The sequence below is a fragment of the Synechococcus sp. CBW1108 genome, from assembly GCF_015840335.1.
Lineage (GTDB): Bacteria > Cyanobacteriota > Cyanobacteriia > PCC-6307 > Cyanobiaceae > Cyanobium_A.
Genome location: NZ_CP060395.1, coordinates 1,925,950 through 1,944,526, shown reverse-complemented (window position 1 = coordinate 1,944,526; position 18,577 = coordinate 1,925,950). Strand labels below are relative to the sequence as shown.

Sequence of the window (18,577 nt, the reverse complement as noted above, 5' to 3'; positions counted from 1 at the left end):
GCCTTATCTTTTCAGGCCAAAGATACACTTCTTATCTCCCTCTCACAAGCCAACTTAAAAGCCATGGAAATCAAAACTCTTGCCCGTCCCGATTCGGATTTACGCCAGTCGGAAGCCCAAGCCCAGCTGAAGGCAGCCTACCGCCAGGTATTTGGCAATGCACACCTTTTTGATGATGAACGCTCACTCTCGGCCGAGAGTCTGTTCATCAACGGCGATCTCACAGTGCAGGGGCTGGTCAATGCCCTGGCCCTTTCTGATAGCTATCGGCGTCTCTTTTTTGATGCAAATGGTCCCTATCGTTTTGTTGAGCTCAACTTCAAACATCTCTTAGGCCGCGCCCCACGAAATCAGGCTGAACTGAGCGAGCATGTACAAATCCTGGCCACAAATGGATATGAAGCTGAAATCAACAGCTATATATATGGAGCTGAATATCTAGAAATCTTCGGCTTTGATACAGTGCCCTATAATCGAGGAGCAACAAGCATCAGTGGCAACTCGAACATTACTTACAACAGAACTCTTGCATTAGCCTCTGGATTTGCAGGCTTTGATGGTGATAAGCAATCACAGTTACTCTGTAGCATTGCCACCAATTCAACTCCCAGGGCTGCTCAAAGAACTCCAGGGCCAGGAGACCGCAATGGCCAACGTTATACAATTCGATGGACATCATCTAATCCTGTTGGACTAAACCGGCGAGTGGTGCAGACCAGTACTGCGCCATACAGCTCACTCTCATCAGTTATTCAATCAATCCATCGGCGTGGGGGCAGCATTGCCTCAGTGACAGAATCCTAAATAGAGACAAGCTAAAATAGCAGAAGACTTTGGGCGGATATTGCATTCATGTCTCCGCCCAATTGCCGCAATTGACGAACAGTACTCTTGTTATCAATGATCTCAAAAAACACAAACTATCGGCAAGCACCATTGCTTCCAGCCAATCAAAGCACTGATGAGCCCCAGCCTGCGATCAACATGATGATCGATACATGGGTACACATGGTGCAGGGAGGCCGTCTCCCAAGTGGAAGGACCACCTACAGTAGTAAGGCCTGAGCATATTTAATGCAGCTGGAATCCTTTGTAGCTCGTAGCCTGGGCCGCTGGCGATCAATGCGAAGTGGGCATTCTCTTGCTTTTCAGCAATTTGAGGATGTTCGCAGTTCAGTCTTGATAGAGTCAATTGAACCCCAAGATCCATTGGTTCTTAATCTGCTCAAGGATTGCACAATACGCGATGCAAAACCTATTCATCCATTTAGAATGGAATGGAATGCCGAAAGCGACTGGGAACCAGATGACCCCAGCGCAATAACAGCAGGATCATGCATTCTCGTTCCAATACCAACTGATAATCGAAAGGGAATCTTGCTGCGAAGCGTTGGATACGCAGAAGCCGAGCAGGCAGTCTCTAACTACACATTTTTAGAAGATGACACTTTTATACTAAGTACACAATACGGCCAATCCATTGCAGAGGAAAGGATCTGGTTCGTATCTGAGAATGTACGCTGCCGCTCGTCAGTGCTACGAACTTCAGCAGGTTCAGGGATACTGCAAACCTCCTTCGCATCTGAAATCCGACGATTAGATTCCTTCAGCTAACAGTAATCGCCGTGCCAAACAATGCCCTGAGATTTGCAAAAATACTGGCTGGCCATTACAGCAATTCTGCTCAATCTCAACACGACCCAGTAAATTTTGCACATATTAACATCTATTTCCGCCCTCTGCCATGGGGAGTATTTCAAGGCCCTGGCTTTTACTCTGAGCAGAGTTATGGGCACGACCCTTGGCGACCCTACAGGCAAGGCGTACATCGACTGATCTCAACTGAGAAGGTGCAAATTGTTGAAAATTATGGATTCGACGAACCGATTCGATTAGCTGGAGCAGGCTTCACGCCTGAACTTCTCAAGCTCATTAATATTAAACGCCTTAAACAGCGCTGTGGTTGTGCGATGCATTTCCACGAAACGACACCGGGTTGCTTCAGCGGATTGGTAGAGCCTGGTCAAAAATGCCTAGTACCTCGCGATGGGCGGCCTACCTATCTAGTGAGTGAGGTATTAGTTGATCACGAAAACTGGATTAGTAGAGATCAGGGCTTTGATCCAGCCACAGATGCTTTACAATGGGGCTCCGAACATGGAGCGCTTCGATTTAAACGAATAGCTAGCTATGAAAATGAAGTAGCAGCTGAGTGGAGAAATATAACGAATGATCAGGGGGGTCAACCTACGCATATTGGATAGACAAAAGAGCATGCAAGCTGACAGTCCAGCTATCCAGCAATTCCGTAGCTGGATTCGCTCGCAGCACCTAATTTGCCAGGGCCAAGACTTTATTTTTGAAACCATTGACCATAGCCAGCTTGAGCGTTTTGAAGCCTGCCTAAACATGCTTGATGGGCACATGCGATCCGTAAGAGCAATTGGAAACTGGCCCATGGGGCCTCGCCGGACATTCAAGATCCTGAGAGCTGAAGCAGCTGTACCGAGGCCCAAAGGCCTGGAAATTCAACGCTACTGGGCTGAACGTGGTTCCTTTCAGACACGGTTTTCGGAAATTAGCAATTGACGTCTACGATCTACAAAAGGATCAGGATCCTGAACGGATGAATAGTTCTTTAAGAGCAAAAATATTTCATGATTATTCCCAATATCAATTGAACCAAGGCCCATCAATGCAGCATAACGCAGCTCCCAGCTTGCTGTGAGGTCGGAAGACAAAAACTGCTGCACACTTTTACACCATATATCAGGAAAATGTTTATTCAATGTCAGACAAGCAGCCACTTTTGACTTGCTGAATTGCGGTCGCTTGCTGTTCATGGCTTCCAGCAGAAGCGACTCAATGGTGGCGGTGGCAGCGGAAGGCCAGTGGTCCACACTGCCAAGAAGCTGAATGAAGAAATAGTGTGCACCATAATCATTATAAGCATCCTCCTGCCATCGCTTCCAGAAAGTAGGCCAGAGCTCCTCTGCTGGCCTATGCTTCAATGTGGACAATGCTAGGTAGCAACGGCTAAAGTCAGTACCAAAAAATTCCTCAAATAGAAATATCGTGGTGGGTTCAGTGTCGTAACAGTGCGCCAAGACCAAAACTTCTGGCTGATCCCACATAAGCGAATCCAAACAAGTAAGCAGGTCGAGGCCTGCGTGTGCTTTGTCTTGGCCCGGCCAGAGTGTCCGCAGAGCGCGCAACCTGAACACAGGGGACACGGGCGCCTTGAGGATCGAGGGCAATAGATACGTAGCCCGACAGTCAATTAAATCCTGAATTGCCGACTGCCGATCCATTTGGTTCGGCAGGGTCAGGTGGTCTTCCAACTCTTTAAGGCGACTACTATCGCCACTAAGCTGTGCAACCCCGGCTAAAGCAGCCCCTCGAACCCCTGGATTCGCCTCATCTTGCAGCGATTGAAGCACGGGCAAGGCCGTGTGCACTTCTAACCCGGAAAGAGCCTGAATAAGAACCCTGCGGCTCTGGGCTGGATCATTGAGTAGCAGGCACATCTCCTGATGGAGTTCAACATCCTGGCAATTGAGCTGAAGAAGGGCCCAGGCGGCATTTTCAACGAGATAGTGATCATTGCTCCTTAGGCAACGCCCAATGCTGGGGATGGCCCGTTGAACCCCAAGCCGGCCCAAAACTTCGACCGCTTTGCGGCGCGCAAGATTGACCGCCTGTTCGGACGAAGAAGTCTCGATTAGCCTCAATAAAGCCTCCTCCGTTTTATTACCAGGAAAATTTACGAGATGTGCGACCGCCATGTAGTAATCGCTAGCAGAATCGAGAGAGTCAAGAGATTGCTCAAGAATGGCGAGCGCACCGTGGTGGCTGAGGCCTGGATGAATATTGTCATAACTGTTGCTGGAGCTGGCCAAAATACTGTCCTCAGAGGTCAAGGTAGTCGAAGCTGCGGAGCTCAAGCAAGAGCTGATTCCAACTCTGATAGCCGGCGGGGCAACACCGCTGAAAGTTTAAGAGTTATGTGTCTTGATCCAATCCAGCCAGGAAGCGATCAACATGAAGCTGTTTAAGTTAGAGGCACAATGGGTCCCTATCAATGCGGTGCACTTCTGCTTGTTACTAGCATCAAATCCGAAACACCCCAGAGGGCTGTTCAGAAGCTCCGGGTTCCGCCCCATATGCTGAGCCACACTTTGCAGCAACTCCACCAGAACGGGATCCCTGTTACATCAGTGAGCCTGTTTGAGGCGGCCACCTCGGCTTCCGGAGTGGCGGCAGTGGCCATGGAACATGGCGAGCCACCCAAGCCTGGCCAGCAATCAACACGCCGCCGCCGCAAGTAGCCCAGCTCAGCCATGGAGCTCGAACACACCATCAGGAGCACGCCCCTGCTTGAGCAGTTCCCAGTTGATCGACTGAAGGAAAGCGGCAGCGTTCAGAGTCTCCACCACATCGACCCCCCAGTCACTCCTCTGCAGCAAAGCTCCAGAGGCGGCTTGATCGTCCTTGCGTCCACCCAAGGCCAACAGCTGGCACGCATCATCTGCAGCGCCTGCAGAGCAGCGGAGCTGACGCCAGGCCTGGAGTACGGCATTGGCCAGATCGATGGGTAGCAGCTCCGCTTCCACCTGAACCAACCAGTGGGGGTGGCTCAGTGCCTGAACATGGACATCGGTGGGTAGGTGTGCAACAAGGCCAGCCGCCAGATCGGCGGAGTTCAGGCCTTTCAGGTTTTCGGAAACTACCTGAAGGTTGTGGGAGAGCAAAAAACGTGTCATGTCTTGGTCTTGTTAAGCCCACCATAGGAAAGCCATGGCTATCCCTGATAATTTTGCTTGATAGGAGGGTCCCTTGTCTACCGAGTTGTCCACTGCCCCCGCATCTGGGAACCAGCAACTGAGCGTGGAGGAAGCCAACATTCTGGCTGCAGAGCTTCGTTCCCAACTTCGCCAGGGGCTAGTTCCCGCCTCCGATAGCCCAGCAATTGAGCGCATGGTTGCTGGTCTCGGCGATACCAGAGGCTTAATGCGGCTCACCTTTGCCGAAAGCCTTGGAGCAGTGGGTTCAGCAGCAGTGCCAACACTCTGCCGTGCATTGCGGTCTCACGACAACGTCACCGTTCGCCGCGCTGCAGCGAAAACTCTGACCCTGATTGCGGATCCCTCTGCCTTGCCCGTTTTACTCGAAACCCTGCTCTCAGATTCGGATCCCGTGGTGCAGGGATCAGCTGTCGGAGCGATGGCCGCAGTCGGCGACCAGGCTCTCGAGCCACTCCTCTCAGTGCTGGTTCATCCAGAAGCCTCAGCCATGCAGCAAGGGCTGGCCAGCTGGGGGATCGCTTTTATCGGCGCCAGGGCTCCCGAGGCACTTCGCCAAGCAGCCAGCTCACCTGATGCCAGGGTAAGAGCGGCAGCAATAGCAGCTCTCGGCGAGCAGATCCAGGCTTTGGAGGATGACCAGGCGAGACAGCTGCTTCTAACCGCGCTGGATGACCTGGACTCCGAGGTGAGGGCAGAAGCTGCAACATTGATGGGCAAGCTGCAAGAGCCCGAATGGGCATGCCCGCGCCTGCTCCCGCTGCTCACCGACCCGGAAGAACAGGTCCGCAAAAACGCTGCTCTATCGCTGATGAAGCTAGGGGCCAAGGATGCATTGCCTGCCTTAAAAGCAAGTGTGGAGCAGGAAGAACAACCTGGTGTCAGGTTAGTGCTGGAATTAGCAATCAGTCAGCTGAGCAAGTGAAGTTGGCAATTGTCTCGCGTCACCCCGGCTGAGGTTGGCGGGCTTGCAGGTCCCTAATTCGAGCGAGGGCTGATTCAAGCGTCTCGCGCACATAACTGTCTAGCTGTGGTTGGTTCTGCAGATCTCTAAGAGTCCGTTCAATTGCAGGATCATCAATCTGGGCAAGCGCATTGACAGCTGCTACCGCCTGGGCTGGATTATCTCCGCCCACCACTCTCAGCAACAGCGGCACCGCCTGCCCACCCACCTGCCCAAGGGCCATCACCGTAGCTACAGCCACAACCGGTGAGTCGTCGCCAAGTGCCTCCTCGAGGGCCTGCATCGCAGAATCGGGGAAATGTATCCCAGGCTGGTTTGAAGCCACCTGGGCATAGGCCTTCACGCAGCTCGCGCGGATAGTGCTGTCCGTGCTGGCCAGGAGTAGATCAGCTAAGGGCAGCAAGGCAGCCGAGCCAAAGGCGCCAATGCCCCGAACAGACGCCCTGCGTAAAGTTATGTCCGGCTGGGCCAACAAGCCCAGCAGGCGAGGAAGCGCCTGCTGGGGCCAATCCCTAACCATAGCCATAAAGGCCTGGCTTTGAATATAAGGATTAGGGTGGGCAAGGTCCTCAAACAAGATATCCAACGCTTCCATTTCTATCGAGGGGAGGGGGATGAGAAGGCTCATTTACTTAAAAAAAAGGAGGCCCTAAGGCCTCCCTTGTTTGTCCTCAACAATTAATCAGAAACTGATCAGGAGAGGGCGTTGATTGCGTAATCAAGGTACGACTTCAACTCATTGAGAGCCTGGGGGCTCATGTCACGAGGGGAGCAAGCCCGATCGCGGGTGAAAGTGAGCGCTTCCACGTAAGCAGCGGTAGGGAGACGCAGGGTGCGGTACACCTCACGGGCTCCGGCAATGCCCCACTCATCAAGAGGGCCAGTGCCGCCCACCACCAAGCAGTAGTTGATCAGACGCAGATAGTGAGCGATATCGCGGTAGCACTTGTCCACCTTGACCTGGTTCTCACCAGCTTCGCCGGCCTGCTTGAGGTAGGGGTACTTGCTGAAGCAGGCGTCGCCGGCTTCCTTAGTCACTTTGTCCAGACCGGCAGCCAGCTTTTCAGCAGCTTCTAGACGAGCCGTAGCTCGCTGAATGTTGCCCTGAACAGCTTCTAGGTCGTTCTGGGAGGGGAAGCGACCAGCGGCATCAGCGGCGGTCACAACAGTGGTCACAACAGACTTCATCTTGGAGATCCTCGTTTAATAAAGAAGTAATGGTTGAGAAGAAAGCAATCTCTTCGGATGAATCAGCTGAGGCCGCTGATCACACGGTCAAAGTAGGTAGCAGCTTCAGCCACTAGAGCGGAGCAGTCGCCTTGAACGGTTTCCATTTTGCGGAAACGGGTTTCCACAGGGTTGGTGCCGCTGGTGTTTGTCTCGTTAATGTGAGCTGTGGAAGAAGCCTTCATGATGGCCACGGCGCGGGCGGCAGACTGAAGGGGAACGCCCAGAGCGATGTAGGTCTCCTTGAGGCCGTTCAGGCAGCGGTCGTCCAAAACCGAGGCGTCGCCGGCCAGCAGGGCGTAGCTGATGTAGCGAAGCACAATTTCACCGTCGCGCAGGCAGGCAGCCATGCGGCGGTTGGGATAGCAGTTGCCACCAGCCTGGATAAGGCCAGTGTTTTCGCAGATCATGCCGGTGACCGCATCTGAAACGATGCAGGAGGCGTTGCTGGTGATGGCGTTGACAGCGTCAAGACGCTTATTGCCTTCAGCAACATAGTTACGGAGAGCAGCGAGCTCACCGCCTCCAATCGGGGCAGTCTTCGAATCTGCGCTGACGACAGCGCGTGAAAAGGCGTCGAGCATGGGAAGGGGGCCAGGGGTTCTTGTGCTCAGCCAATTGACAGCCAGTGAAGATCGTTAGATCTGTTTAGGTCTGCATGGCTTAGCTGCCTCTCGGGGAAGGCGTAAGGGGAAACTACGGCTATCTCCAGCCTCAGGGCCCCCATCAACGCAATCATGCAAACTTTCGTCACCCATCGCGGACGCGCTTAAAAAGGGCGCGCTGGCAAAGGGTTTTGGCAAGGGGAAGGACACACTCCCACCCAATCGGGGAGCAAAGCGCCGGGAGATTTATCTTTTCTTCCATTTTCACCATGGATGCAGCACTGAGCGGGTATCACCGCAAATCGGGGCTGCGGTTGCTGCCGGCTGGAGGCGCTATGGCCCCGAGTGATGCAACTCCTGGAGACCCTGTGGGAGGCCAGCGACCATCGCTGCGGCAAACGCCTCGCGGCGGTGTTGCCCACGCTTGTGGAGGCTCTTGAGCGCCATGGTCACCTGGAGATTCGACCGGCTCGCTTTGCCCAGGGCGGTCAGGATCGGCGCCGCTGCTTGCGCATCGTCACCAGAGTGCCCATGGTTGGAGCAAATGTGTCCCGCTCCCCAGCCGCGATGACGAACCGCTCATCCCAGCTGATCGGCTGCTGCGATGGGGGGGATGCATGGGCCGCAAGGGCCGCCAACGCATCGAGAAGCTGCAGCAACAATGCGACCCGGCCGCCCTGCTGGGGGCGATCCGCCACAACCAAGCAGCCCTGGTGAACGGCGCAGCTGTTTTGGTGGATCGCAGCGGTCGACTCCGTATGCTGAGCTTCGCGCTATGCAACCCATGTCCGACGGCACCACCGCTCGCGCCGACACGTCTGCAATCAACGCATCCGATCCCAGCCGCCAGGAGTTGGAGGAGTCGATTGATCAGCTCGCGGCCTACCGCGATCGTCTTGTCAAAGACGTAATCGGAATGGGTCAGAGACTGAAGCTTCCTCAGAAGCAAGTGGAATTCACCCTGGCTCAGCATCCCGAATTGCAAAAGATAGAAGCAATTCTGGCTCAGCTTGAGGCCCAGAAGTCCGAACAGATTTAACTTCCCATCCCCCTCTCAATGCCCGTGGCACCCATGGACCCAGCCCGAACTATGGACCAGTTCTTGGCGGCCAGTCGAGGGGCCTGGCTGACGCGACGGGCCGTACACCACCTCGACCACCAAGATGATGAATTCGGCAATTCCAACCTTGTTATCGAGCCCTTCTCCGCGCAGGATCCAGCCATCGAGCAGATATGCCTTACTCTAAAAATTAACCCTGAGCTAGCAGCAGGGGGGGCCCGTTTCTGGTGGGAAAGCAATCTAAAACCCCTGGCTAGAACAGAAGACCAAGCGGCTGTATTAATAGATATACCTCTGGCAGGAGATCCCTCTCAGGGTTTTCTGGTCCGTGACAAGGGATACGTGGAAAAACAGCCCGTCCTCAGTCAATACACCTTTTCCTCCGATGGCGTCATGACTGTGACCACGCGCTATGACAGCAATGTCGGCACGGAGCGCTGCTGGTTCGTCACGGATCAGGTGCGCATGCGGGTGAGCTCGGTGCAGTGCCTCGATGGTGTGACGATGACCACCTACTGCACGGAGCTTCGTTGCCCCTCCGACGCAACTTTGCAGGCGCTTCGGGAAAGCGCCAATTCCCTGGCCGCCGGTTTCAGTTAACCCACCCTGCACCTGAGCGCTCCGAAATGTTTGACCCTTTTTTGCAAGAGCTCAATAGCAAGCTGGAACTGTCGGGAGCGCAGCCCGTTGCCCCACCCGAGGGGCTAGCTGAGTGTCGCTCCCTGAAGAGGCAGAGCGTGATCCAAAGCTGGCTCTGGAATATGCCGGGTTTCCGGCGCTGGAGGGTGACCAGGCTGGACGCAGGGGACAGCCTGCAGGTGTTGAATTCTGTGGCCTATCCCGAATTCAACAACGATCAGCCCCTGATGGGAATCGATCTCCTTTGGTTCGGCACCCGCGGCAAGCTAGTCGCAGTCCTTGATTTTCAGCCACTACTGCAAGATCAAAATTATCTTGACGCCTATTATCAAGGTCTAAAGGATCTTATTTCTCGCCACCCGGATCTTCACGGTGCTGAAGCCATGCGTTCATTTGATCCAAACCAATATTTTTCTCCCTGGCTGCTGTTCTGCCGTGGGGGAGCTGAGGAGGCGCAGGAATCGTTGCCTAGGGCTTTCACTGCCTTTCTCGACTGCTACTGGCAGCTCAGTGCCGAAGCGGGCCAACGCACCTCCATAGTTACAGCAGAAAGGGTTAGGAGCCTGCAAGAGGCATACGATGTCTACAGCGCCGAAAGAGATCCGGCTCACGGCCTGTTTAGCAGCCATTTCGGTAAGGCCTGGTCGGATCGCTTCCTGCACGAGTTCCTCTTCCCCTCAAGCAAGCAGTAATGACAGCACCGCAAAGATGCAGTCTTGATCAGGTCAGAATCGCCAATTGGCGTTGGCAGCCCTTTCTTGATCATGCAGTCGAATTGCTTCAAGCGTTGGAGCCAGCGGCCTACCCCGTGCCGGAGCAGTTTCTGCAAAAAATCGGATCCACAGGTTCGAAGGCGCAGCCGGTAGTTGTGCAAACTGCAACTTGGGCCTGTCAAACCAACAAGCTTCGCCAGGTGAGGGCCGCCTGCGTGGAAGCGGGGCCAGCAGCGTCCGTGCTGAACCTAGTTATCAATCCCCACTGCCGTTTTGATCTGCCTTTCTTCGGAGCCGATTTGGTCACGCTGCCCTCAGGCCATCTGCTAGCCCTTGACCTGCAGCCAGTCGACCGCAGCGATTCCCTCCATACCCAACCTGTCTGGGATCGCTTGCTCCCAATTTTTAACAGCTGGAAACCTCACTTACCCGATGGCGGGCCTATTCCTGCCGAGGCGGAACCTTACTTTTCGCCTGCATTTCTCTGGACCCGCCTGCCTTTGGGAGCAGCCTCCGATGAGCTGATCGCCACCGTTATATTTCAAGCCTTTGCTGAGTACTTAAAACTTTATTTACAACTCGTGCATGAAGCGGCTCCCGTAGCAGATGATCGCTCAGCGATATTGCTCAATGGCCAACGGCGCTACACCAGCTACCGGGCAGAGAAAGACCCGGCAAGAGGGATGCTCAGCCGCTTTCATGGCGCAGAATGGACCGAAACATATATCCATGAGGTGTTGTTTGATCTGGATAGACACTACCCTGAGTAAAAAGGAAATCACAGCAAGCCGAGGGCATGAAGAGGCCCACTGCCCCTGATCAGCTCCACTAGAAAAGCGGAGAGTCCGAGCATAGCTAAGCGGCCATTCCACACTTCGGAGCTGTTGTTCCAGCCCCAAGACCACTTATCTTGGGGGTATAGCTTGACAGTGCTGGGCAGAGCGGCCGCCTGGTCAAGATTCACTTCGGGCCCTTCCAGGGCATGTTGAACGAGTCGCGCAAGCCCCTGGATGAACGCAGGGTTGGTGTCGAGCGCAGGAACACGGCGAAAATTAGTGATGCCCGACTCGAAAGCCAGCTTGCGGTACTCGATGTCAATCTCTTCGAGGGTCTCGATGTGTTCGCTCACAAAACTGATCGGCACAACTACCAGATCCTTCACACCCTGCCGTCCCAGCTCCTCCAATGCCTCGTCGGTGTAGGGCTTAAGCCACTCCACAGGGCCCACCCTGCTCTGGTACGCGAGGGTGAAAGAGTTGCTGTGGCCCAATGTGGCCTCCAGATTCTCGATGATCAGCCGGGCGCAGGTCTCGATCTCCCCTTGGTATGGATCTCCCGCTTCCTCCACGTAGCTCCTAGGCACGCCGTGGGCACTGAAGAACACGTGCGCGCTGGCAGGGTCTGGGCAGGCCTGGATCTCGCGCGCTATCAGCCCGGCCATGGCGCCGATGTAACCCCGGTTATCATAATAGCTGCGGATGCATCGGATCGGCAAAGCTGCAAAAACAGAATCAGACTGGCGAAGACGCTGAAGCTCCCTGAAGCTGGAGCCGCTGGTGCTAATTGAGAATTGGGGGTAAAGAGGCAGCACCACTACCTCATCCACGGCGTCGGCTTTGATGTCTGCCACCGCCGATTCGGTGAAGGGGTGCCAGTAGCGCATTGCCACGTAGGTGGTGGCCTCGATCCCAAGCAGGCGGAGGCTACTCTGCAACTCCCGCGCCTGCTGCCCAGTGATTCGCCGCAGTGGTGAGCCGCCCCCAATGGAGCGATAAGCATCCTGCGACTTACTCGCCCGCAGGCTACTGATCAGCCAGGCCAGTGGTTTCTGCAGGGCCGGGTTGGGTAGCCGGATGATTTCCGGATCCGAGAACAGGTTGTAGAGAAAAGGGCCGACGTCCTGGATGCGCTCCGGACCCCCGAGGTTCAGCAAGAGCACGCCTACCTTGGCCATTGCTTGGCGATCATGGGGCCAAACAACACCTTAGGTCTACAACTGCTGGCAACTGCACTCGCTCGGTTGAATAAGAAACGTTTAGGGCCCTGCCCTCACATCGAAGTGGATCAAGACCCTCCCCGGCCCCGGGGATCTTTCACCACCACCTCGCTGTGGGGTTGGCTGGAGCTCCGCCAGCACCAGCGGGGCGCTGCCTCCGGGCCACCATTAACTTTTCGCTGGGCCCCCTCTGATCACATGAAGTGAACTTCTTCAGCGTGCGGAGTCGTTCGATGCTGGTGGCTAGCGCTTTACCAGGCAGCAGCCGATGGGCCAATGCCTCTGGAAGCCATCGCAACCACACCAATTCGCTGCCAACGAGTTAAGCCTGACCCCGAATGCAAGGTTTCAGATGCTGGAGGTGGTATTCAAGACTGGTCTCGAGCTGGCATCAGTGGCATCAGTGACAAAACCCGCGTGCTGTGCGGGGGAAACGCATCATCAAATCAGCGGTTACCGTCAATCTGCAGCGAATGATTTGTCAAGAATGAATAGATGGTCTGTTTGCAGATAATTTAATCTGCAGCCTGCCGGAAGCTTGCCGAAGTATTCATTTAAGATCCAATTCGACTGCTTACCAGATTATCAAAACTTTGCGCAGCTGGCAGCATGGTTTGACGCTAATCACAACCCCTTGGGCTGGATAGAGCGCCGCCATCAGCCCAGCATGCAGGGATGAGCAAAGCTGAAGCCAAGCTGTTTCAGCTTCGCATTACTAACCCGCGCATTGAGGATTCGATCGCTGGTGTCTCTGGTCAACCACTTGGCTAGTGGCAAGCCAGCGCGCTCACACAGCCGATCTGTGAGCTCCTGGCCGTTGTACTGGGTGTCGTTGACCAGGTTGTACGTGTCATCCAGACCTTGGTCAAAGGCAAAGTTGATGCCCCGAACGATGTCGTCGCGGTGAATCCAGCACGGCACATTCAGGCCATTGCGCTGCACCAGGCCGCCAGCGGCACTGAGCAACATGCCCGGAATATCGCGGCCAGGCCCGTATATGCCACCGAGGCGCAACACGCAGACCTTAATAGACTCTGAACGAACCGAAGCGACCATCTGCTCTGCCCTCACGAGCACGGAATTCACGGGATGATTCGAATCGGTTGGATCGCCCTCACTTGTGAGCGCTCCCTGCCGATTGCCATACACGCCACAGCTGCTGAGGTGCACAAGCTGCAGGGGCGAGCCGACAGGCCGCCTGCTTAGCGTTTCGATCAGCCGTTGCAGGCCGCCAAGAAAGGTCTGCTCGTATTGGCTCAGCTCAACACTGGAACTCTTCGACGGAGCGAAGGACACCAAAATGCCTTCGAGATCTGCTGCGAAATCCAGGCTGCTGAAGGGATCCGTGGAATCAAAAACCAACGGGTTCTCGACTAAGTCGGCCAGCTCTACCAAGCGTTCACGCCGGGTTGTAGTGCCCCAAAGTGCATGCCCCTGCTGCTTCCAGGATTTGGCAACCGCTTCGCCCACGTAGCCGCAACCCAGGATCGCGCGACGCTCACCCGAGGGCAGGATGGGGCGCTCCTGGAGCGACAGCAGCTGGTAGAGGGAGGCCAGGTCTGGGGTAGAAGTCATTTTGCAAAACCCAACCATGAAGTTTTGCAACCTTAGGGCGGCCAGATGGGGGGTTGCGTTGTTGTGGCTACGGATCGGGGGACCCCGGCTTCCCGTTCGGTTCTTATGGGAGCCTGGAATGTCGCCTTAAGCCCATGCCCGTCTATTGCGTCGAAGTGCCTGGGCTACCGCCCCTGCCCGTCAGTTGCGTCGGCTGCAGCGGGGATGCTTTGCAACTGGCACTGCGGGAGCAGGGACTGGCCAACTTCCGTGTGGAGCGGCGGAGCAAGGACGGTCGCCAGTGGTGGTTTCAGGTCAACTTCAAGCCAGGCAGCATCGACCCAGCTACTACAGAAGAGCTCACCAGGCTGGTGAGCGTTGATCTCATCGAGGACTGATAGTTCCGAACCAGGCGCCGCTGATCTTCAGGCCGCCACCACCTCGGTGCTGCCGGCCCGCTGGCGGCGAGTGAGGAAGCCAAAGAGCACCTTGCCGATGGCGGCGATAAGGCTGCCCTCCAGCTCCTGGAACATCTTCATGTTCAGATGGAAGGCGTGGTTGGCCTCCTCCACAATCCGATCGGCCATGGCCTGGTCGAGCGGCAGGGCATCAAGGGTGGCGCGGTAGTTGATCTTGAAGGCCTTCTCGTCGGGGATAGCGTCGAACTCATAAAAACGCAGGCCATCGTGCTCGCCCAGATTCATCGCCTTCTGGGCGATGTTCTTGAGGATCTGACCGCCGCTCAGATCGCCGATATATCGGGTGTAGTGGTGACCCACCAGCAGCTCGGGGGCCTCCTTGGCCAACTGATGCAAGCGAGCCGCATACTCCTGGGCGGCAGGCGTGGCCTTCACTGCACTGCGCCAGCTTTCACCGAAGTAATAGGCGAGATCCTGCTCGAGGGTTTCGCAGCGGTTCAGCTCCGGGAAGCCCACCGGGCCGACCACCGGATGCCCCTCGGCCCGCAGGCGCCCGATCTCCTCTTCCATGGCGGAGTAGACGAAATAAAGGTCGGCCACCAGGGTGCGGTAGCTGGCCTTATCCACCACCCCCTTGAGGAAGCAGCTCACGAAGCCGGTGTTCTCCGCCATCGTGTGGGCTTTTTTGGTGCCTTCACGCAGTTGGGAGGCGAGAGCAACAGCCATAGGTACCAGTCTCAAGAACATGTATGCCGGCAGCAACTTAGTGGGGGCACCCTGAATTGGTTTGCCCCTTTGCGAAGAGTTCACGACTGGCCTGGTAGGGCCGCCATTCGCATTGGTCCTGCGGCTGAGTCGATGCTTTGTAAGTCCCTTTTATGTGATTGCGGTGCCTGCCTGGCTGACTCCCACTCATTGAGAGCCGGGCTTCAGCGGACCTGCCGGAATAATGCCCAAACTGAAATTTCGAACCAGCCCCGGGGCTGGCAACATCACCAGGACTCCGTGTCTCGCGACAGCACCCATGGTCGACGCCGACGCCAGCCCCCCCCAGGCAGGCGAACCCATCAGTGAACAAGAAGCCCTGCGCAGGCTCCGCCAGAGCGAAGACTCCTCCCAGCAGTACTACGGAGCCTGGTGGCTGGGCCGGATGCGCAGCCAGCACCCGGAGGCGGTGCCCCTGTTGCAACAAGCCCTGCGCCAACGCCGGCCTAGGGATAGCGGAGACGGCGTGGAGGAGAACGCGGTAGCCCGCAATGCCGCCCGCGCCCTCGGCAAACTGGCTCCAGCAGCGCAAACGGCCATCCCCGACCTACTCGACACCCTGCAGGATGCCGACGACGGACTACGGGAAGCGGCAGCCCGAGCCCTGGGTCAACTCGCGGCCAGCGAAGCCATTGAGGCTCTCTGCGAGAAGCTAGCCAGCGGCCCCGCCGGGGCCGGCGCCCAGCAGGCCAACAGCCCCCGCCTGGTGGAACCCTGCGAAGCCCTGCTGGAAGCCCTGGGCGACATCGGCGTCAACGAGCCGCGGGTGCTGGCCGTGGTGAAACCCTTCCTCACCCACGAGCGCCCCCTGATCCGCAGCGCTGCGGCGCGGACCCTGCTGCAATTGAGCGGTGAGGCGCGCTGGGGGGAGCTGCTTGTGGACCTACTTGACCATCCCCAGCTGCAGGTGCGGCGGGCAGCCCTGATGGATCTTGGTGCCGCAGGCTGGCGGCCCGGATTTCAAGCCATTGCCGCCACCCTGGCCGAGAACAGTCTGAAATTGATGGCCCTGCGGGGGCTGGTGGAACAGGGCAACGGCGACCCCGGCGACGAGGCCCTGCTGGCCTGCATGGACGCCTTGCTGTGAGCCAGGTATCTCCGGTGGCCGAGCAGATTACCGCCTTGCAGCAGGCCGACAGCGTCCAAGGCCTGCTGCGTGCAACCCAGGAACTGGCCGCTAGCGGCGATCCCGCAGCAGCGCCGGTGCTGGTGGAAGTGTTGGGCTTCAACAACCCCGGTGCGGCAGTTGCCGCCGTGGAAGGGCTGATCAGCCTGGGGACAGCGGCTGTGGATGCCCTATTGCAGCTGGATCCGGAGAACTACGGGGCCAGGGCCTGGGCCGTCCGCGCCCTGGCCGGCATCGGCGACGTGCGCGGCCTGGAACTGCTGCTGGATGCCCTCGGCAGCGACGTGGCAGCCAGCGTGCGCCGGGCAGCGGCCAAGGGGCTGGGCCAGATGCAGCTGGCCGAGCTCCCCCCTGACCAACAGCAGGTCGTCCAGCGCCAGTGCCTAGGAGCCCTACTGGCCGCCACCAGCGACGGCGAGTGGGTGGTGCGCTACGCGGTGGCTGTGGGGCTGGAGTTGCTGGCAGCTGGCCTGCCCGCGGCAGGCCCTGAGAGGAAACAGGCCCTACAGGGCCTGCTCACACTCCAAGAAGCGGCCGCAGACAACGCTCCGGTGGTGCAACGGCGCGCGCACCTGGCGCTCCTGCGTCTGGAGCAGCAATGAAGCGGGTGCTGTTTGTCTGCCTGGGCAATATCTGCCGCTCCCCCGCCGCCGAAGGGGTGTTTTTGCACCTGCTGGAGCAATCTCAGGCTGGTGAGCGCTTTGTGGTGGATTCGGCTGGCACCGGGGGCTGGCATGTGGGCAAGGCTGCCGATGCCCGCATGCGCGCAGCGGCCAGCCGCCGCGGCATCCACCTAGCGAGCAAGGCGCGCCAGTTGGAGCTGGCCGACCTCACCCGCTTCGACCACATCCTCACCATGGACGCCAGCAACCTGAGCCAGGTGCAGGCCCTAGCCCAGGAGGCTGGCGGCAGCAGCATCGCCCGTATCGAGCCCCTGCTCAGCTATCGCAGCCGGTTTGATCTCAGCGAAGTGCCCGATCCCTACTACGGGGGAGACGAGGGGTTTGAGCATGTGCTCGACCTGCTGGACGACGCCTGCGCCGGCCTGCTGCAGGCCCTAGACGTCTAAGCGACTAAACACCTAAACGACTAGGCGCCGTCAGCGGCCGGCCAGGCCTCCTCCGGAACCCGCTGACGGAACAGGTCCACCAGGGCCTGGATCACCGCCTCGATGGCCATGCCGTCCGTGACGAGCTCCACCGCATCCTCGGCCTGACGCAGCGGCGCCACCTCCCGGCTCGAATCCTGGTGATCGCGGGCAGCTATCTGGGCCTCCAGCTCAGCCAGCGGGGGCACCGCAAAACCCCGCTGCTGCAGGTCTTGGGCGCGGCGGCGGGCCCGCTCACCAACGGTGGCCGTGAGAAACACCTTGAGCTCCGCAGCAGGGAAAACGGCGGTGCCGATGTCGCGGCCCTCGGCCACCAGCCCCCCCTTGCGCCCCATGGCCTGCTGCTGGGCCGTCAGGGCCTGGCGCACCCAGCCATGGGCTGCCACCGCCGACACCTGGGCCGTGACCTCCGGGCTGCGGATCGCCTCGGTCACATCGTGGCCGTTGATGCTCACCAGCTGCTCGCCATCCGCGCCGGCACTGAGCTGCAGATCCAGGCCATCCAAAAGGGGCTCCACTGCCGCCGCATTGGCCGGGTCGGCACCCTGGCGCAGCACCCACCAGGTGAGGGCCCGATACATCGCGCCCGTATCTAGATAGACAAGACCCATGCGCCTGGCGAAGGCCCGGGTGACGGTGCTCTTGCCCGCCCCCGCTGGTCCATCAATGGCAACGATCGGCAGACGGGACATCAGCAAACAATGGTCGATCAGGCGGCTGGGACCGCAGTGCACCGCGGCGGCGAGCAGGGCCAGGCCCTGCACTTGCTGCAGTGGCTCCAGGCTATGGGGCGCCACCAACTCCGCGTACTCCACCTCCAAGCCGGCCGCCTCCAGCTGCTGGATCAGCTGGGCGGTCAGCGCCTGGGCCCGATAGGTTCCAGTGCGCACCTGGGCCGCTGCCGCTGCCAGGGCCAGCGGCAGTGCCGCGGCCTGCTGGCGCTGGGAGGGGGAAAGGCGCCGGTTGCGGGAACTGCAGGCCAGTCCATCGGCCTCCCGCACGGTCGGGCACCCCCGTATCCGCACCGGCAGGCCCAGATCCGCCACCACCTGCCGCAGGATCACCAGTTGCTGCCAATCCTTTTCGCCGAGCAGCAGGCAATCGGGGCGCACCAGGCTCAGCAGGCGGATCACCACGGTGGCCACCCCCTCAAAGTGCTGGGGCCGGTGGCGGCCGCAGAGTCCCTCACTCAGAAACTGGGGGGGCAAGATCCGGGTCAAGCCGGTATCGCCCCGGGGATAGATCTCAGCCACGCTGGGGGCAAACAGCGCGGTGGCACCAGCTGCGGCGGCCAGGGCCGCATCGGCGCTGAGATCGCGGGGATAGACCTGGAAGTCTTCCCCGGGGCCAAATTGAAGGGGATTGACAAAGATGCTGACCAGCACCGCTGGAGCCGCGCCAGCCAGGGGCTGGGCAGCCCGGATGATCAGCTGCCGGTGCCCCGCATGCAGGGCCCCCATGGTGGGAACGAAATGGACCGGGCCAGGCTGCTGGCGCCGCCAGGCGGCCAGGTCTTCGCGGGTTTGGAGCAGAAGCACGGGGAGACGGCGAACCGGCAATAAAAAACCCACCCGCCAGATTGGCGGATGGGCGAGGGGC

The 18,577-nt window shown here is 58.2% G+C and carries 22 protein-coding genes; 12 read left to right on the top strand and 10 right to left on the bottom strand.

What is annotated here, in order from left to right:
- The first annotated feature begins 63 nt into the window (after positions 1 to 63).
- From H8F27_RS10525 to H8F27_RS10515, 3 genes are all read left to right on the top strand, one after another.
- The gene (locus H8F27_RS10525; protein ID WP_197148061.1) at positions 64 to 804 is read left to right on the top strand and encodes a phycobilisome rod-core linker polypeptide; all 741 of its coding nucleotides are present in this window, start codon (positions 64 to 66) and stop codon (positions 802 to 804) included.
- Positions 805 to 1,074: 270 nt separating this feature from the next.
- On the top strand, positions 1,075 to 1,614 hold the full coding sequence (locus H8F27_RS10520; protein ID WP_197148060.1) for a phycobiliprotein lyase: 540 nt from the start codon (positions 1,075 to 1,077) through the stop codon (positions 1,612 to 1,614).
- Between the two features lie 11 nt (positions 1,615 to 1,625).
- Entirely contained in the window at positions 1,626 to 2,264 is a 639-nt protein-coding gene (locus tag H8F27_RS10515) for a chromophore lyase CpcT/CpeT (protein WP_197148059.1), read from the top strand.
- A 294-nt stretch (positions 2,265 to 2,558) separates the two neighbouring features.
- Here the strand turns inward: H8F27_RS10515 and H8F27_RS10510 are convergent, their stop codons facing one another.
- Positions 2,559 to 3,920 carry a HEAT repeat domain-containing protein gene (locus tag H8F27_RS10510; protein ID WP_231596196.1) on the bottom strand — a complete coding sequence of 454 codons (1,362 nt, stop codon included), beginning with the start codon at positions 3,918 to 3,920 and terminating at the stop codon, positions 2,559 to 2,561.
- A 414-nt stretch (positions 3,921 to 4,334) separates the two neighbouring features.
- Complete coding sequence (locus H8F27_RS10505; RefSeq protein ID WP_197148058.1) at positions 4,335 to 4,763, bottom strand: DUF2656 family protein; 429 nt, start codon at positions 4,761 to 4,763, stop codon at positions 4,335 to 4,337.
- A 124-nt stretch (positions 4,764 to 4,887) separates the two neighbouring features.
- On the opposite strand from H8F27_RS10505, the gene H8F27_RS10500 reads away from it, so the two are divergent.
- Complete coding sequence (locus H8F27_RS10500) at positions 4,888 to 5,727, top strand: HEAT repeat domain-containing protein (RefSeq protein WP_231596195.1); 840 nt, start codon at positions 4,888 to 4,890, stop codon at positions 5,725 to 5,727.
- Between the two features lie 19 nt (positions 5,728 to 5,746).
- Here the strand turns inward: H8F27_RS10500 and H8F27_RS10495 are convergent, their stop codons facing one another.
- From H8F27_RS10495 to H8F27_RS10480, 4 genes are all read right to left on the bottom strand, one after another.
- On the bottom strand, positions 5,747 to 6,394 hold the full coding sequence (locus tag H8F27_RS10495) for a HEAT repeat domain-containing protein (protein ID WP_197148056.1): 648 nt from the start codon (positions 6,392 to 6,394) through the stop codon (positions 5,747 to 5,749).
- Between the two features lie 65 nt (positions 6,395 to 6,459).
- Positions 6,460 to 6,954 carry a class 1 C-phycoerythrin subunit alpha gene (gene cpeA, locus H8F27_RS10490; protein ID WP_106632843.1) on the bottom strand — a complete coding sequence of 165 codons (495 nt, stop codon included), beginning with the start codon at positions 6,952 to 6,954 and terminating at the stop codon, positions 6,460 to 6,462.
- A gap of 62 nt (positions 6,955 to 7,016) precedes the next feature.
- Positions 7,017 to 7,577 (bottom strand): class 1 C-phycoerythrin subunit beta, encoded by a 561-nt coding sequence (cpeB, locus tag H8F27_RS10485; RefSeq protein WP_197148055.1) that lies wholly within the window; start codon positions 7,575 to 7,577, stop codon positions 7,017 to 7,019.
- 509 nt (positions 7,578 to 8,086) lie between these two features.
- Entirely contained in the window at positions 8,087 to 8,296 is a 210-nt protein-coding gene (locus H8F27_RS10480) for a hypothetical protein (RefSeq protein ID WP_197148054.1), read from the bottom strand.
- 86 nt (positions 8,297 to 8,382) lie between these two features.
- Between H8F27_RS10480 and H8F27_RS10475 the strand changes: the two genes are divergently transcribed.
- Genes H8F27_RS10475 through H8F27_RS10460 form a run of 4 tightly spaced genes read left to right on the top strand, consistent with a single transcriptional unit; the run spans position 8,383 to position 10,780 of the window.
- Positions 8,383 to 8,637 (top strand): hypothetical protein, encoded by a 255-nt coding sequence (locus H8F27_RS10475; protein WP_197148053.1) that lies wholly within the window; start codon positions 8,383 to 8,385, stop codon positions 8,635 to 8,637.
- A gap of 51 nt (positions 8,638 to 8,688) precedes the next feature.
- Positions 8,689 to 9,258, top strand: a complete 570-nt coding sequence (locus H8F27_RS10470; protein WP_197148052.1) for a phycobiliprotein lyase — start codon at positions 8,689 to 8,691, stop codon at positions 9,256 to 9,258.
- 26 nt (positions 9,259 to 9,284) lie between these two features.
- Entirely contained in the window at positions 9,285 to 9,989 is a 705-nt protein-coding gene (locus H8F27_RS10465) for a 15,16-dihydrobiliverdin:ferredoxin oxidoreductase (protein WP_197148051.1), read from the top strand.
- On the top strand, positions 9,989 to 10,780 hold the full coding sequence (locus H8F27_RS10460) for a phycoerythrobilin:ferredoxin oxidoreductase (RefSeq protein WP_197148050.1): 792 nt from the start codon (positions 9,989 to 9,991) through the stop codon (positions 10,778 to 10,780). Before H8F27_RS10465 ends, H8F27_RS10460 begins: the two co-directional genes overlap by 1 nt.
- A gap of 8 nt (positions 10,781 to 10,788) precedes the next feature.
- Here H8F27_RS10460 and hemH read toward each other — a convergent pair whose 3' ends face one another.
- Both hemH and H8F27_RS10450 read right to left on the bottom strand, forming a co-directional pair.
- Complete coding sequence (hemH, locus tag H8F27_RS10455; RefSeq protein WP_197148049.1) at positions 10,789 to 11,964, bottom strand: ferrochelatase; 1,176 nt, start codon at positions 11,962 to 11,964, stop codon at positions 10,789 to 10,791.
- 699 nt (positions 11,965 to 12,663) lie between these two features.
- A complete protein-coding gene (locus H8F27_RS10450) occupies positions 12,664 to 13,581 on the bottom strand; it encodes an NAD-dependent epimerase/dehydratase family protein (protein WP_197148048.1) in 918 nt (305 codons plus the stop codon).
- Positions 13,582 to 13,715: 134 nt separating this feature from the next.
- Between H8F27_RS10450 and H8F27_RS10445 the strand changes: the two genes are divergently transcribed.
- Positions 13,716 to 13,958, top strand: a complete 243-nt coding sequence (locus tag H8F27_RS10445) for a hypothetical protein (RefSeq protein ID WP_197148047.1) — start codon at positions 13,716 to 13,718, stop codon at positions 13,956 to 13,958.
- A 27-nt stretch (positions 13,959 to 13,985) separates the two neighbouring features.
- On the opposite strand, the gene H8F27_RS10440 is transcribed toward H8F27_RS10445, so the two are convergent.
- Positions 13,986 to 14,705: a heme oxygenase (biliverdin-producing) gene (locus tag H8F27_RS10440; protein ID WP_197148046.1), complete on the bottom strand. Its 720-nt coding sequence runs from the start codon at positions 14,703 to 14,705 to the stop codon at positions 13,986 to 13,988.
- A 298-nt stretch (positions 14,706 to 15,003) separates the two neighbouring features.
- Here H8F27_RS10440 and H8F27_RS10435 point away from each other — a divergent pair, with 298 nt between their 5' ends.
- The 3 genes from H8F27_RS10435 to H8F27_RS10425 are packed head-to-tail and all read left to right on the top strand — an operon-like array spanning position 15,004 to position 16,939.
- Positions 15,004 to 15,831, top strand: a complete 828-nt coding sequence (locus tag H8F27_RS10435) for a HEAT repeat domain-containing protein (RefSeq protein WP_197148045.1) — start codon at positions 15,004 to 15,006, stop codon at positions 15,829 to 15,831.
- A gap of 14 nt (positions 15,832 to 15,845) precedes the next feature.
- Positions 15,846 to 16,472 carry a HEAT repeat domain-containing protein gene (locus H8F27_RS10430; RefSeq protein ID WP_231596194.1) on the top strand — a complete coding sequence of 209 codons (627 nt, stop codon included), beginning with the start codon at positions 15,846 to 15,848 and terminating at the stop codon, positions 16,470 to 16,472.
- Positions 16,469 to 16,939: a low molecular weight protein-tyrosine-phosphatase gene (locus tag H8F27_RS10425; RefSeq protein ID WP_197148044.1), complete on the top strand. Its 471-nt coding sequence runs from the start codon at positions 16,469 to 16,471 to the stop codon at positions 16,937 to 16,939. The genes H8F27_RS10430 and H8F27_RS10425 overlap by 4 nt, the downstream gene beginning before the upstream one ends.
- A gap of 20 nt (positions 16,940 to 16,959) precedes the next feature.
- On the opposite strand, the gene H8F27_RS10420 is transcribed toward H8F27_RS10425, so the two are convergent.
- On the bottom strand, positions 16,960 to 18,516 hold the full coding sequence (locus tag H8F27_RS10420) for a bifunctional pantoate--beta-alanine ligase/(d)CMP kinase (RefSeq protein ID WP_197148043.1): 1,557 nt from the start codon (positions 18,514 to 18,516) through the stop codon (positions 16,960 to 16,962).
- Between the last annotated feature and the right edge of the window lie 61 nt (positions 18,517 to 18,577).

What these genes read in the sequence shown, in the direction of transcription:
- H8F27_RS10470 (WP_197148052.1), top strand. Translation starts at nt 8,689, where the DNA reads ATGGACCAGTTCTTGGCGGCCAGTCGAGGGGCCTGGCTGACGCGACGG.
- H8F27_RS10525 (WP_197148061.1), top strand. Translation starts at nt 64, where the DNA reads ATGGAAATCAAAACTCTTGCCCGTCCCGATTCGGATTTACGCCAGTCG.
- H8F27_RS10460 (WP_197148050.1), top strand. Translation starts at nt 9,989, where the DNA reads ATGACAGCACCGCAAAGATGCAGTCTTGATCAGGTCAGAATCGCCAAT.
- H8F27_RS10505 (WP_197148058.1), bottom strand. Translation starts at nt 4,763, where the DNA reads ATGACACGTTTTTTGCTCTCCCACAACCTTCAGGTAGTTTCCGAAAAC.
- H8F27_RS10495 (WP_197148056.1), bottom strand. Translation starts at nt 6,394, where the DNA reads ATGAGCCTTCTCATCCCCCTCCCCTCGATAGAAATGGAAGCGTTGGAT.
- H8F27_RS10425 (WP_197148044.1), top strand. Translation starts at nt 16,469, where the DNA reads ATGAAGCGGGTGCTGTTTGTCTGCCTGGGCAATATCTGCCGCTCCCCC.
- cpeA (WP_106632843.1), bottom strand. Translation starts at nt 6,954, where the DNA reads ATGAAGTCTGTTGTGACCACTGTTGTGACCGCCGCTGATGCCGCTGGT.
- H8F27_RS10465 (WP_197148051.1), top strand. Translation starts at nt 9,285, where the DNA reads ATGTTTGACCCTTTTTTGCAAGAGCTCAATAGCAAGCTGGAACTGTCG.
- H8F27_RS10450 (WP_197148048.1), bottom strand. Translation starts at nt 13,581, where the DNA reads ATGACTTCTACCCCAGACCTGGCCTCCCTCTACCAGCTGCTGTCGCTC.
- H8F27_RS10440 (WP_197148046.1), bottom strand. Translation starts at nt 14,705, where the DNA reads ATGGCTGTTGCTCTCGCCTCCCAACTGCGTGAAGGCACCAAAAAAGCC.
- cpeB (WP_197148055.1), bottom strand. Translation starts at nt 7,577, where the DNA reads ATGCTCGACGCCTTTTCACGCGCTGTCGTCAGCGCAGATTCGAAGACT.
- hemH (WP_197148049.1), bottom strand. Translation starts at nt 11,964, where the DNA reads ATGGCCAAGGTAGGCGTGCTCTTGCTGAACCTCGGGGGTCCGGAGCGC.
- H8F27_RS10445 (WP_197148047.1), top strand. Translation starts at nt 13,716, where the DNA reads ATGCCCGTCTATTGCGTCGAAGTGCCTGGGCTACCGCCCCTGCCCGTC.
- H8F27_RS10475 (WP_197148053.1), top strand. Translation starts at nt 8,383, where the DNA reads ATGTCCGACGGCACCACCGCTCGCGCCGACACGTCTGCAATCAACGCA.
- H8F27_RS10435 (WP_197148045.1), top strand. Translation starts at nt 15,004, where the DNA reads ATGGTCGACGCCGACGCCAGCCCCCCCCAGGCAGGCGAACCCATCAGT.
- H8F27_RS10520 (WP_197148060.1), top strand. Translation starts at nt 1,075, where the DNA reads ATGCAGCTGGAATCCTTTGTAGCTCGTAGCCTGGGCCGCTGGCGATCA.